Origin of the sequence: Photobacterium sp. 53610 (genome assembly GCF_036409375.1) — a bacterium.
Taxonomy (GTDB): domain Bacteria; phylum Pseudomonadota; class Gammaproteobacteria; order Enterobacterales; family Vibrionaceae; genus Photobacterium.
In genome coordinates, this window is record NZ_JAXOFS010000001.1 from 917,493 (window position 1) to 932,133 (window position 14,641).

At 49.1% G+C, this 14,641-nt stretch carries 9 protein-coding genes; 5 read left to right on the forward strand and 4 right to left on the reverse strand.

The genetic code is table 11. From position 1 onward, the window contains the following. Positions 1–512 precede the first annotated feature (512 nt). Positions 513–4,436 carry an ATP-dependent RNA helicase HrpA gene (hrpA, locus tag SPK40_RS04210; protein ID WP_248140354.1) on the reverse strand — a complete coding sequence of 1,308 codons (3,924 nt, stop codon included), beginning with the start codon at positions 4,434–4,436 and terminating at the stop codon, positions 513–515. Between the two features lie 203 nt (positions 4,437–4,639). Here hrpA and SPK40_RS04215 point away from each other — a divergent pair, with 203 nt between their 5' ends. From SPK40_RS04215 to SPK40_RS04230, 4 genes are all read left to right on the forward strand, one after another. Then, complete coding sequence (locus tag SPK40_RS04215; protein WP_248140355.1) at positions 4,640–5,098, forward strand: tellurite resistance TerB family protein; 459 nt, start codon at positions 4,640–4,642, stop codon at positions 5,096–5,098. 329 nt (positions 5,099–5,427) lie between these two features. Next, positions 5,428–7,116, forward strand: coding sequence for an NAD-dependent malic enzyme (locus tag SPK40_RS04220; protein WP_248140356.1), 1,689 nt, complete (start codon positions 5,428–5,430; stop codon positions 7,114–7,116). A 173-nt stretch (positions 7,117–7,289) separates the two neighbouring features. Continuing rightward, on the forward strand, positions 7,290–8,027 hold the full coding sequence (locus SPK40_RS04225; RefSeq protein ID WP_330959534.1) for a SanA/YdcF family protein: 738 nt from the start codon (positions 7,290–7,292) through the stop codon (positions 8,025–8,027). Between the two features lie 306 nt (positions 8,028–8,333). Continuing rightward, positions 8,334–9,704 carry an SLC13 family permease gene (locus SPK40_RS04230; RefSeq protein ID WP_330959535.1) on the forward strand — a complete coding sequence of 457 codons (1,371 nt, stop codon included), beginning with the start codon at positions 8,334–8,336 and terminating at the stop codon, positions 9,702–9,704. A 143-nt stretch (positions 9,705–9,847) separates the two neighbouring features. Here SPK40_RS04230 and SPK40_RS04235 read toward each other — a convergent pair whose 3' ends face one another. After that, entirely contained in the window at positions 9,848–10,822 is a 975-nt protein-coding gene (locus SPK40_RS04235; RefSeq protein WP_330959536.1) for a Gfo/Idh/MocA family protein, read from the reverse strand. A 248-nt stretch (positions 10,823–11,070) separates the two neighbouring features. Between SPK40_RS04235 and SPK40_RS04240 the strand changes: the two genes are divergently transcribed. Next, entirely contained in the window at positions 11,071–12,153 is a 1,083-nt protein-coding gene (locus tag SPK40_RS04240) for a ketoacyl-ACP synthase III (protein ID WP_330959855.1), read from the forward strand. 77 nt (positions 12,154–12,230) lie between these two features. Here SPK40_RS04240 and SPK40_RS04245 read toward each other — a convergent pair whose 3' ends face one another. After that, a complete protein-coding gene (locus SPK40_RS04245; protein WP_330959537.1) occupies positions 12,231–13,490 on the reverse strand; it encodes a DEAD/DEAH box helicase in 1,260 nt (419 codons plus the stop codon). A 103-nt stretch (positions 13,491–13,593) separates the two neighbouring features. Beyond that, positions 13,594–14,508: an N-acetylglucosamine kinase gene (gene nagK / locus SPK40_RS04250; RefSeq protein ID WP_330959538.1), complete on the reverse strand. Its 915-nt coding sequence runs from the start codon at positions 14,506–14,508 to the stop codon at positions 13,594–13,596. Between the last annotated feature and the right edge of the window lie 133 nt (positions 14,509–14,641).

The following is a 14,641-nucleotide window of genomic DNA, read 5'->3' on the forward strand; positions in this document are numbered from 1 at the left end:
ATACACAGCGTGATAAATTGTAGAAAACAGTATTTCACTTGTCTAAATAACAAGAAGTGATAGAAGACATTTTTGCGTACGATAAGATGATGTGATGAAAATACTTGTAATTGAGAATATAGACAATTTAAAAACCAAATAAATCAATAGAGAATGTATGTTTAATAATTTTTTACTTCTCAATAAGTATTGATGAAAATTAAATCCAACTCTAACAAGCGTTTAATTTTCACTGTACCTGATGAATGGCCATAAAAAGAGTAATCACTCCAATTTTTTATGTTTGAAGCATTATATCAATTCGTTAGACAAGTGAACTTCAAACGGGTTTTTATTCACCCGAAAAGGTACTGCTGCGAAACCAGTGTTTCATGTTGAACATTTATTTATCTTAATTTACTGAAAAATAAATTTGCTCAAAAAGCAACCAGAAACAAAATGGCGAGTTTCTCACTCGCCATCTATTGATATATGTTGAAGCATCGATGAAATTTACATGAATAGAATCATCATCAACATTCCGATATTGCATTCCGGACACGTTTATCCGACACCGGATAAGGCGTGCCTAATTGCTGAGCAAAATAACTGACCCGCAATTCCTCCATCATCCAGCGAATTTCTTTCACCTTCTCCGGAACAGGCTGGCCTTTCGGGATCTTATTCAGCAACTCTTGATAGTCATGAGCCACCGACTCAATCTTCAGTATATGCATTCTGTCTTTATTCGGATCGATCGGCAGTTTCTCCATTCTGCGCTCAATCGCCTTCATGTAGCGAAGAATATCCGGCAAACGACGCCAGCCACTCTCGGTCGCAAAGCCTTTAAAGATCAATCCTTCCATCTGGGCTTTGATATCAGACAAAGCAAACGCCATCGTGAAATCGACTTTTCCTTTCAGCTTTTTATGGATGTTAAACGCTGTCGTCAGAATCGATTCAACCTGCTTGGCAATGTCAACGACAGTATCTCCCAACTCGGCACGGACATACTCTTTCAATTCCGCGAAAGCTTCCGTGTCCCAAACCAGACCGCCTTTCTGTTCAATCAGCTTATCCACCCCGCAGGCAATACAGTCATCGATCAGATCCATGACCCGTCCATACGGGTTGAAATAAAGACCTAATTTTGACTTGTTCGGCAGGTTCTCGTGCAGATACTTAATCGGTGACGGCACATTCAACAGGATCAGACGTCGCTGTCCCTGCTGCATGGCGGTACGCTGCTCTTCTTCCGTTTCAAACAGCTTAATCCCGACAGAGTCCTTGTTATCAATAATTGCCGGATAAGCTTTGACTTCAAATCCGCCACGCTTTTGTTGATAACGCTCAGGTAATGCGCCGAAACTCCAGGTCGTCAGTCCATTCTGTTCAATGTCATCATCCGCGACCTGAGACAGGGTTTCCTGAACCTTTTCTTTCAGACTCTCTTTCAGCGCATACAGGTCTTTGCTTTCACGCAATTTGCGGTTGCGGTGGTCCACAGCCCGGAATGTGATCTTCAAATGCTCTGGCACCTGATCCAGATTCCAGTCTTCACGCAAGACGGTGACACCAGTGATTCGTTTCAGTTCTTTTTCCAAAGCATCCAGCAACGGCGCAGACATCGCCTGAACACGAGCCAATACCGCATCAGCATAGTTGGGTGCCGGCACAAAGTTACGCCGTAATGTTTTCGGCAATGACTTGATCAGCGCTACGACCAACTCATGACGTAACCCTGGAATCTGCCAGTCGAAACCGTCCGGCTCAACCTGATTCAGAACAGGCAACGGCAGATGTACGGTCACACCATCGTTATCCTCGCCCGGCTCAAACTGGTAACTCAGTTTGAGTTTCAGGCTGCCCTGATGCCAGAAGTTCGGATAGTCCAGCTCCGTCACATGGCTCGCATCCCCTCTGAACAGCATATCGCGTTCAAAGTTCAGCAATTCCTTATCTTTACTTGATGCTTCTTTCCACCAGGTATCAAAATGGCGTCCTGAAACCACAGTATGATCAACCCGCTGGTCGTAAAATTCATACAAGGCGTCATCATCAATCAGAATGTCACGACGACGGGACTTGTGCTCCAGCTCTTCAACTTCACGCAGCAACTGACGGTTCTGATGGAAGAACTTGTGCTTGGTCTCCCAGTCCCCCTCAACCAGCGCGGAACGAATGAAAATCTCCCGGCTGATCACCGGATCAATCTTGCCGTAATTCACCTTCCGCTTCGGAACGATCGGAATTCCGTACAAACTAACCTTCTCAAAGGCCTGGACCGAAGCTTGTTTTTTCTCCCAATGCGGTTCACTGTAGCTGCGTTTGATCAGATGCTGTGCCAGTGGCTCAATCCATTCCGGCTGAATTTTGGCTGCAATACGTCCCCAGAGTTTCGAGGTTTCAACCAGCTCTGCCACCATGACCCATTTCGGCTGTTTCTTAAAAATGCCTGAGCCGGGGAAGATATTGAACCGGGCATTCCGCGCGCCCTGATACTCATTCTTCTCCTGATCTTTCTGACCGATATGCGACAGCATCCCCGCCAGCAGCGCCGTATGTACAGCCGGGTAACTGGCTGGTTCATCGTTATGACGCAATTTCAGCTCACGGACCACCTGGTGAACCTGGAAGTAGATATCCTGCCACTCACGGACCCGTAAATAATTCAGATAATCACTTTTACACTGCTTACGGAACTGATTGCCCGACAAGGCTTTTTGCTGTTCTTTCAGGTAATCCCACAGGTTCACAAAGGTCAGAAAATCCGAATCTTTGTCATAAAAACGGCGGTGTTTTTCATCCGATGCCTGTTGTTTTTCCAGAGGACGTTCGCGAGGATCCTGAATCGACAGCGCAGATGCAATAATCATCACTTCCTGCAAAGCACCATGCTTCGGCGCTTCCAGAACCATTCGTGCCAGACGCGGGTCAATCGGCAGCTTTGCCAGCTGACGGCCAACTTCCGTTAAACGCTTCCGCGGATCTTTGGCATTTGCATTGATAGCGCCCAGCTCTTCCAGCAGACGTACGCCATCCTGAATGTTGCGGTTATCTGGCGGCTCAACAAATGGAAAAGCCTGAATATCACCCAGCCCGATGGCTGTCATCTGCAGAATAACGGATGCCAGATTGGTCCGGAGAATTTCCGGATCCGTAAATTCCGGACGGGACAGAAAGTCTTCTTCAGAGTACAGACGGATACAGACACCCGCTGCAACCCGGCCACACCGGCCTTTACGCTGGTTTGCACTGGCTTGCGAGACTGGCTCAATCGGCAATCGCTGAACTTTGGTGCGGTAGCTGTACCGGCTGATCCGGGCTGTACCCGGGTCAATTACATACCTGATGCCCGGAACGGTCAGTGATGTTTCAGCCACGTTGGTCGACAAGACAATCCGGCGGCCGCTGTGTGACTGGAACACCCGGTTTTGCTCGCTGGCAGACAGTCGTGCGTACAACGGAACAATTTCAGTATGTTTCAGGTTTCGTTTGCTCAGTGCATCGGCAGTATCACGAATTTCCCGCTCACCGTTCATGAAGATCAGGATATCGCCCATGCCTTCATCACACAGCTCATCCACAGCATCAAAGATTGCCTGCAGTTGGTCGCGATCGCTGTCGTCACTGTCATCCATCACCGGACGGTATCGGACTTCAACCGGATAAGTCCGGCCAGAAACTTCAATAATCGGCGCATTACTGAAATGCTTCGAAAAACGTTCCGGATCGATCGTCGCCGAGGTAATGATCACTTTCAGATCCGGGCGTTTTGGCAGCAGATTCTTCAGATAGCCCAGAATGAAATCGATGTTCAGGCTGCGTTCGTGGGCTTCATCAATAATGATGGTGTCGTACTGATTCAGATACTTATCATTCTGAATTTCTGCCAGCAAGATACCATCGGTCATCAGCTTGACCTGAGTTTTATCAGAAACCTGATCGTTAAACCGAACCTTATAACCAACGGTTGAGCCCATTTCACAGCCCAGTTCCTCAGCAATACGGTTGGCAACGGAACGGGCCGCCAGGCGTCTTGGCTGCGTATGACCAATGGTACCAGTCGTCCCCAGACCCAATTCCAGACAGATTTTCGGCAACTGCGTGGTTTTACCCGAACCCGTTTCACCGGCCACAATCACGACCTGATGGTCACGGATGGCTTTCGCGATGTCGTCTTTTTTCTGACTGACCGGCAATTGTTCCGGATAAGTAATCGCCGGACAGCTGTTCCGGCGGATCTCAACGGACTGCATTGAACGTGCAATGTCCATCGCAATTTCATCGAACACGGCATGTCGGGCCTGTTCGTTCTTAATTTTTGCCGCGCCCTGCACTCGTTTGAGCAGACGGAAGCGATCCCGGATCAGGCAATCTCGAATGGCGGCTTTCAATGTTTTTTCACTGTTGCGAACTTCTGTTCGCTCAGATTGAGGCGTTGTAGACTGAGTCAAGTGAATTCCTGCTTGTATCAGTAAGTCGTTCAGGTAAGGAAAACAAGAAGTAACCTGAACATGCTCTTCGTAAAACTGGCGCGATTCTACCACAGACTTCTGTATTCATCAGGCCAGCATCAACATGAAACTCAACAATCTCTTGCTTTTCTTCTGACAGGGCTGCAATGATAAATAGGTAAGTAACTAAAAGGAAAATGGCTATGTTCCAGCAATTGCGTATTCTTTTTCGCCAGATCATGAATGATGGCAGTGATGATGGTGCTGTTGATACACCAGCCCTCCATCTTGCAATCGCGTCGTTGCTCTGTGAAGTTGCCAATGCGGACCATAACCGGGATCCCAACGAAGAGACTGCAAAAATCCACCTGCTGATGAAATTGCTCGAAACAGATGATATTCAGGCCAGGACATTGCTGCATGAAGCGCAGACCCGAAGCGAACAGTCGGTCTCGGTGTATGAGTTCACCAGCAAGCTACGTTCTTTATCCGCAGACGATCGCTATCGTCTGATTGAAGCCATGTGGCAGGTCGCTTTCGCAGACGGTATTTTGGATCCGCTGGAAGAAGCCGTTATCAGGCAGGTTTCAGAGCTGATTTACGTTGACCACGCAACGTTTATCAAAGCCAAATTCTCTGCCCAGGCTGGCGCCTCAGAATAGTCCCGCATTATTCTGTTGATGCGACAGAAGCAAACTGAACGGGTGAAGGCAGAGTATATTTCTGACAATCACCCCAATAACCAACTGCAACGACACCAATCGACCTGAAAACAGCAAATTACCCCACCCAAGAAACAAATATCGAACTTTTATCCTACGATATGGACATTTTTGTGCTGAACTTTGATTTGTTCAACAAAAGTTGAAAATGTTGATCATTTTAACAATATTTTTGAATTTTCTCTTTGAATATAGTGGTTGTTAGGACTACGATGTGCCACTCAATAAAAAGAAATGCCAAAATTTCAGCCGAAAACAGAGTCTATTACATGAAAGACGATAAAAGACCCCTATATATCCCCTACGCCGGTCCGGCCCTGCTAGAAACTCCTCTCCTGAATAAAGGAAGTGCGTTCTCAGTCGAAGAAAGAATGTTCTTCAACCTGGAAGGCCTGCTGCCAGAAGCCATTGAAAGTATTGAAGAACAAACAGAGCGTGCTTACCAGCAATACCTGAAGTTTGATAATGATATGGATAAGCATATCTATCTGCGAAACATTCAGGATACCAATGAGACCCTGTTTTATCGACTGGTTGAAAATCATATCACTGAGATGATGCCAATCATCTACACCCCGACTGTTGGCGCCGCTTGTGAGAATTTCTCCAACATTTACCGCCGTGGTCGTGGTCTCTTTATCTCCTATCCGAACCGTGATCGCATTGAAGATATGCTCAACAATGCATCCCGCCACAACGTAAAAGTGATCGTGGTGACCGACGGCGAACGAATCCTTGGTCTGGGTGATCAGGGCATTGGCGGTATGGGTATTCCGATTGGTAAGCTGTCTCTGTATACCGCCTGTGGCGGGATCAGCCCGGCCTATACCCTGCCAGTTGTTCTGGATGTGGGTACGAACAATCCGCAGCGCCTGTCTGACCCGATGTACATGGGCTGGCGTCATACCCGGATTACCGGCAAAGAATACGATGACTTTGTTGATGAATTTATCCAGGCAGTGAAACGCCGCTGGCCAGATGCGCTGATCCAGTTTGAGGATTTCGCACAAAAGAATGCGATGCCATTGCTGGAACGCTACAAAAACAAAGTCTGCTGCTTCAATGATGACATTCAGGGAACGGCTGCCGTCACTGTCGGCTCTCTGCTGGCTGCATGTAAAGCGGCTGGCAGCAAACTGTCTGAACAACGTGTCACCTTCTTGGGTGCGGGTTCAGCAGGCTGCGGGATTGCAGAAGCCATCATTGCACAAATGGTGTCTGAAGGAATTTCTGAGAAACAGGCGCGCAGTCAGGTCTTCATGGTAGATCGCTGGGGCTTACTGCTGGACGACATGCCAAATCTGGTCAATTTCCAGAAGAAACTGGTTCAGACCCGTCAGAGTGTAAGCGAGTGGGAAACCGATGACAGTAACATCTCCCTGCTTGATGTTATGCGTAATGGCAAACCAAACATTCTGATTGGCGTATCTGGTGTACCAGGCCTGTTCAGTGAAGATGTGATTCGTGAAATGCACAAACACTGTGAGCGTCCGATCATTTTCCCGCTGTCGAACCCGACCAGCCGTGTGGAAGCCATGCCTGCCGATATCATCCGCTGGACAGACGGACAGGCGCTGGTGGCAACTGGTTCTCCATTCGAGCCTGTCGTCTATAACGGCAAAACCTACCCGATTGCCCAATGTAATAACAGTTACATCTTCCCGGGGATCGGACTGGGTGTGCTGGCTGTCGGCGCACGCCGCGTCACCGATGAAATGCTGATGGAAAGTAGCCGTGCGCTGGCTGAGTGTTCACCGCTGGCAATTAACGGCACTGGCGCATTGCTGCCACCACTGGAAGATATCCAGAATGTATCTCGCCATATTGCATTTTCCGTGGCGAAGAAAGCGGTTGCACAAGGTAAAGCGCCGAAGAATACAGATGAGCGTATCAGAGAAAAGATTGAAACGAACTTCTGGGAATCCGGCTACCGTCGTTACAAACGGACATCATTCTGATAAATATGCTGCACGTTTGATGAAAAACCCGCCAATGGCGGGTTTTTTGTTGAATCGCTCACCAATCCAGCGAAATCGCCATCATGTATGACCAGATTTTTACACAACATTATCAACGGATTAAGGTACACTTAATGAAATAAATTGAGGTGATTTATGCATTTTAGACCATTATGAAGCTGCGTTCAGTTCTGCGATTTGCAGCCATCTTTCTCATCGTTCTCTTTGGATTGTTTCTGGTACTCGACCGTTGGGTAGCAGCGACAACAGCTGATCGTATCTACACAGAAACAGCGGAAGTGCCTGCACGGACCGTTGGTCTGGTTCTGGGAACCAGTAAATACATTGCCCACAACCTCAACCCTTATTACAACTTCAGAATGGATGCTGCTGTCCGGCTGTATCGGGAAAAGAAGATCCAAATCCTGTTGCTCAGCGGCGATAATGCACACCGCTCATACAATGAGCCCTGGACCATGAAACGTGACCTGCTGAAAGCCGATATTCCTGATGAAGCCATCGTCCTCGACTATGCTGGTTTCCGGACACTGGACTCTGTCATTCGCGCCAAAGATGTCTTTGAAGCCAGCAGCCTTACCTTCATCACCCAACAGTTCCATTGCGAGCGAGCCCTGTTTATTGCCGCCCACAAAAATATTGATGCTATCTGTCTCGCGGTCCCTCAGCCCCGCGGACTGGCTGGTTTTAAGATCAGACTCAGAGAAGTATTTGCCAGAGTGAAAGCCTGGCTGGACCTTTACATTCTGGACGAACAGCCCCGTTTCCCGGGTCCGAAGGAACCTATTTTCAGTCAGCCATCTTTTGCTGAACCTCAGCAAGAGCCGGCGTCACCCGAGCCAGTCCTGCCGCCGCTCCGGCAAGAGCCAGTCCCACCCGGTCAGCAACAGTAAGCGACGGAAATCGCTCAGGCTCAAGACGTTACACTTTTCGGCATGACCTGAAACAGGCAGAACCTGTCTAGCTTTCATCCAACCGGCAGCACCCCATAACTACAGTTTTGACAATAGTGGGTGGATTCCCACACATTCAAAAAACACCACGTCACAAAAGCTGCCTCTTCTCACCTGAGCGCCCACAAACGCGTTAACAAACGATTAAAAAAATGCAACATTTCACACCGACGACACAAAGTGATCACAAATTCGCTTCGTGAATAACCGACATATGATAACAACAGTCAATCTGAAGGAACCTCTATGACAGCCTTAGCACTCACACTGAAACAGTGGCTGTTTGATCGAAACAGCCTGATTCTGCTCGCAGATATCGCCCTCTTTTTTGTTCTGCTCAATACACTGCCCGTTGATAAAAACGTCGCAACAGGTTTGAGTATTCTCGCCTTTGTCGCCGTGTTATGGCTGACAGAAGCCGTCCACGTCAGCATTACCGCTTTGCTTGTTCCCCTTTTGGCGATTGGTTTTGGCGTGTTCAACACCTCTGTTGCACTGGGTAACTTTGCCAACCCGATTATTTTCCTGTTTCTGGGTGGTTTTGCACTGGCTGCAGCACTGCGAAGCCAGGAACTGGATAAAGCCATTGCAGATAAAGTTCTGCTCATGGCAAAAGGTAAAATGTCTGTCGCTGTTTTCATGTTATTTGGTGTCACAGCCGGTCTGTCGATGTGGATCAGTAACACCGCAACGGCTGCAATGATGCTGCCGCTGGTGCTGGGTGTTCTGGCAAAAGTGGATGCCAAAAGCCAGCGCAATACCTATGTATTCGTCCTGCTGGGTGTGGCATATTGCGCAAGTATTGGCGGTATCGCAACACTGGTCGGCAGCCCGCCGAACGCGATTGCCGCAGCAGAAGCCGGTCTGAGCTTTACTGACTGGATGATGTTCGGCCTGCCAGTCACCATTGTTATGTTGCCACTGGCCGTCACGGTTCTTTACTTCCTGCTGAAACCGGATCTGAACCACACCTTCGAACTGGACCACAAACCCGTGGCGTGGACGAATGGTAAAAAAATTACGCTGGCAATTTTCATTCTGACCGTTTGTCTGTGGATTTTCAGTAAGCCAATCAATGCCATGCTGGGCGGACTCAGCAGTTTTGATACGCTGATCGCGCTGTTTGCTATTGCGCTGTTAGGTGCCTCACGGGTCGTGGAATGGAAACAAATCGAGAAAACCACAGACTGGGGTGTACTGCTGCTGTTCGGGGGTGGTATCTGCCTGAGCAATGTACTCAAACAAACGGGAACCAGTGTCTTCATGGCGAACAGCCTGAGCGGCTTCCTTGATCAGGCCGGTATGCTGTATTCCATTCTGGTGATTGCTGCTTTCGTCATTTTCCTGACCGAATTTGCCAGTAACACAGCCAGTGCGGCGCTGTTAGTCCCAGTATTCGCATCAGTCGCAGAAGCGCTCGGTGTATCTCCGGTTCTTCTCTCTGTCCTGATTGGTGTGGCTGCTTCTTGTGCCTTCATGCTGCCGGTTGCAACGCCGCCAAATGCCATTGTGTTCGGTTCAGGCCACATCAAACAGAAAGAAATGATGCGCGCCGGTGTTTACCTGAACATCGTCTCCATTGCATTCCTGACCGCCGTGGCTTACTTCTTCTGGTAACCACTTCGCATAGCATCATCACAAGATCCCCTGCCGTTTCGACGCAATCACATCGAATCGTCAGGGGATTCATACTCATGCTTTTAACAATCTCTTCGATTTCCGGTGGCCAGACGGCCACCTTTTTTAACGCCTGATTTCTATTAATCCGCTGGATAACGAACACCAATGATATCCCGGGCTTTCGTCATCACACTGTGAACAATACGGCTGCGCTCCAGTCCTGAATGCGCGTACATTTCATCTTCGATTAACTGGGCAAATGCCGCGGCTTCATACTGCATGGTATTTTTTGCCTGATATCGTGACAACGTCACCTCCGGTTCATCTTTCCGGTAAATTACGACCTTTTTGCAATCCGCGATCGCATCAATCACCAGAGTGCCCTGCTCGCCCTGAAGCTCACAAGGGAGCATACTGTCGCTGACCTTCGAGTGACTGATCACCGCATCAAAGTCGCCATAGTGCAAAACAAGTGTGCCATGCGCGTCCACTCCGGAGTCCAGTAATGTTCCCTGAGCGGTAAAACTCATCGGCTCGCCAAACAATGCAATCGCCACGCTCAATGGGTACACCCCAATATCCATCAGAGAACCATTCGAAAATTCAGGGTTAAAGGTGTTCGGATTTTCACCATTGAGGTATTTGTCATAACGGGATGAATACTGACAAAAATTAAAATAGGCTTTCCGCAGACGGCCGATTTTATTCAGACTGTTACGAATCACTTCAAAATTGGGAATATAGGTTGTTTTCAGTGCTTCAAACAGAACGACATTGTGTGCTTTCGCCAGTGCAATCAGTTTGTCCACTTCTTCAATATTCGAAGCCATCGGCTTTTCAACAATGACATGCTTCCCGGCCCGGATAAACAGCTCTGCCTGCGCGGCATGCAGTGAATTGGGGCTGGCAATATAGACGGCATCAATCAAATCACTGTTTGCCATGTCTTCAAGCTGGTCAAAGCAATGTCTGATGCCATGTTTTCTGGCAAAGTGCTCGGCATGCTCTATTGTTCTTGAATAAACAGCTGTCGGATTCAATTTTCCGGTTTGCAGCACAGCCTCAATAAAGCGGTCTGTGATCCAGTTTGTGCCAATGGTGCCCACGCGTATCATGACTTCAAGGTTCCTGCTGACAATTTTATTCATTTCATTATGCATGGAAGACACTGCGCGTAAACGCCAACGCTTTGATAATGAGCACAAATCTCTGGCCTGATTGCTTGGAGTCACCCAGTGCTTGGAGTAAGATAACAAACTGCATGTAAACTCTTTCGACGATGTTCCTGCATTTTAGCGCAGAGAAGACACCCGAATTCATAATCAGGCTTATCAATTGCCTGAAATCATAATCAAAACAGAGAATCGCTATGTACCACGCTGAAATTACCGGTTGGGGCAAGTGCCTCCCTCCCGCAGTACTGACCAATGATGAACTCAGTCAGTTTGTCGATACCACTGATGAATGGATTCAGACCCGTACCGGTATCCAGGAACGTCGAATCAGTCATGTTGACACGTCCAAAATGGCCGAAGTTGCAGCGACACACGCACTGGCGGCAGCTGGCCTGACTGGCAGTGACCTGGATTTGATCATCATTGCGACCTGTTCTCCGGATACCTTACTGCCAAACATTGCCTCTAAAGTCGCGCGCGAACTGGGAGCTCAACAAGCTGCAGCATTTGACATAAACGCTGCATGCACCGGCTTTCTGTACAGTCTGGAAACCGCAACACGTCTGATTCAGCTGGGAAATTACCGTCATGCGCTGGTCATTGGTGCTGAGCGTCTGTCCTGGCTGATTGACTGGAGTAAACGTGATACTGCCGTGCTCTTTGGTGATGGTGCCGGTGCGGTCGTCCTGAGCCGGACTGAAGAAAACACTGGTCTTCAGGAGTCGCAACTGGGCTGTGATTCTGAAGGGCGTGATGTACTGGCGATTCCAGATTTCGGGACATCTATGGATCGTTTTGATCCGGATCCGGGACACTTTACATTTAACTTTGTCGGCCGTGAAATTTTCCGCCGGGCTGTCCGCGGCATGGGCTCAGCCGCCAGCACTGTCCTGGAGCGTGCAGGACTAAGTAAAGAAGACATTGATGTTGTGATTCCTCATCAGGCGAATAAACGCATTATTGAAGCGCTCTGCGATCATACCGGCATTCCGTTAGAGAAAGCTTTTGTGAACATTCACCGTTACGGCAATACCTCTGCGGCCACCGTGCCGATTGCGTTGTGCGAAGCCGTCGAGCAAGGGTTCATCAAACCAGGCAATACGATCCTGTCTGCAGCTTTTGGTGCGGGCCTGACCTGGGGTGCCAGCATTATCCGCTGGGGCCAACGTGTCACACCAATCGCCCAGTCTGACGCGGCACTGCCGCCTTGCGAGCAAAGCGCCAGAGAAATCATGCAAAACGCAATTGATCATTGTACCGGTGTGAAATAAATCTGTTTCCGCCTCTTATAAAAAAGCCACTCAAATCTGAGTGGCTTTTTTCATGTTTCATATCAGCATGGCACAGCTTAACGTCTTGCTGAGCGCTTGCCCCTGCCCTGATGGACTTTGAGCTGCTTCTTCATGCGACGCTTATCTGCCGAGCGTCCTTTCGGGGCATGCTCAGGCGGTGCAATCGAGGGATCCGGTTCATAGCCTGCCAGCCATTCCTGAGGCAAACGGGTATCCAGCAAATCTTCAATGGCTTTCAGCGCCCATTCTTCATCCAGACTCATCAGCGACACTGCCAGACCTTCACTGCCCGCACGGCCTGTTCGCCCGATACGATGCACGTAATCCTCTGCCTGAAACGGCAGATCGAAGTTCACGACATATGACAGCTGCTCAATGTCCAGTCCGCGCGCTGCAACATCTGTCGCAATCAGTGCACGGATCTGGCCTGATTTGAAATCATCCAACGCCCGCTGTCTGGCCCCCTGGCTTTTATCACCATTGATCGATGCCGCTTTGATGCCGTCCAGTTTCAGCTCTTTAACCAGCGCATCGGAGCCTTGCTTGGTTTTGGTAAACACCAGTACCTGATCCCAGTTCCGGGAACCAATCAGATAGGCCAGCAACTCAGCTTTACGATGCTTATCAACCGGATAAACAATCTGCTTCACGGTTTCTGCCGTGGTGTTGGCTGGTGTCACTTCTATGACTTCAGGTTCTTTCATCATCCGGTAAGCCAGTTCTTTCACGGCTTTCGAGAACGTCGCAGAAAACAGCAATGTCTGACGCGGTGCTTTCATCCGTTTCAGAATCCGCTGAATCTCTTCCTTGAAGCCCATATCCAGCATGCGATCCGCTTCATCGAACACCAGATAGTTCACCTGACTGAGATCAAGGTTGCCCACATGCGCGTGATCCAGCAACCGTCCCGGTGTGGCAACCACTATATCCGGTCTTGCTCTCAGTGCTTTGGTCTGCACACTCATGCTGGTCCCGCCGTAGACGGCTACAGATGTCAGCGATAAATCATCGGCATAAGCGGCCAGATTATCCTGAACCTGCTGAGCCAGTTCCCGGGTCGGGGTCAGAATTAATGCCCGGACAGGTGCGGCATGGTTATCACGCTGTGGCAACTCAGACTGAATCAGCATTTGTTGCAGCAAAGGCAAACCATAAGCGGCGGTTTTTCCTGTGCCAGTCTGTGCAGCCGCCAGCACATCTTTACCTGCAAGCACCGCAGGAATCGCCAGTTGCTGCACCGGCGTCGGCTCGGAAAACCCTTGCTTTGCAATTGCAGATAAAATTTCAGCCTGAAGCCCTAACCCGGAAAACGCCATATTGCCGCCCTGAATACGAAAAAGCAGGGATTTTATCCCTGCTGGTTCAACTTGCCAATAAAAAAGCACCCGCCCGGGTGCTTTCAACCTTTACGAACTGCGATCAGGCTGTTTTGATATTCAGGAATGCCGCACCGCGAACACCACCAGCATCACCGTGTTTGGCTTTGATGATTTTCGGTACACGTGCCACAGACAGCAGATGTTTTGGCAGGCGCTTCGGCAAAGCTTCATACAAGTAATCAAAGTTCGACAGACCGCCACCCAGCACAACCACGTGCGGATCAAGGCCGGTCAGCAAGCCGCCCAGACAAATCGCAAGTAATTCGACAAACCGTTCCACGTGCTCAACGGCTTTCGCTTCGCCTTGTCGGAAATGCTCAATGATCTCAATTGCCGGAACTTTTTCACCATAATAATGGGCATAGAGCTGTTCAAAACCACGGCCTGACAGGTAATTATCGATACAGCCTTTATTATCGCAACCACAGGTGAACAACGGTGCTTTCTCACCCAAATGGAACCAGGCATCAATAGGCAGACGGGTATGGCCCAGCTCGCCGGCCACATGATTCTTCCCGGAGAACACTTTGCCATTGAAAACGAGCCCACCGCCGAATCCTGTTCCCAGAATCAGCCCCAGCACGGATGGCTCATCACGCAGCGCTTCATCCCATGCCTCTGACAAAGCAAAACAGTTAGCATCGTTATCAATACTGACGCTTCGACCAAGACGGTTTTCCAGGTCCCGACGTAAATGACGGCCTTTGGCCGCAGGAATGTTCGACGTCAGCACCGTGCCATCTTCCGCATCTTCCATGCCGGGAATGCCGATACCAATCTGACCTTCACAGTCAAAGGTTTGATCTGATTTTTTGATCAGCGCCACCAGCGTATCAATCAACGCTTCGTAATCATCGCCAGGCGTTGCAACACGCTCTGTTGCAACACGTTCCAATTGTTCGTTGAAAGCACCAAATTCAATTTTGGTTCCCCCAACATCGAAGCCGTAATACATTGTTGTCTCCATTATTTTACGCTGTGAAAATTATCCATACATCCGGGTCTACAGACTGTGATAGATGCCTTATTTAGTTATCAATCAATCAGCGTCAGCGCACATTTAGTGAAAGCAAGTCCTGAAAGCACGG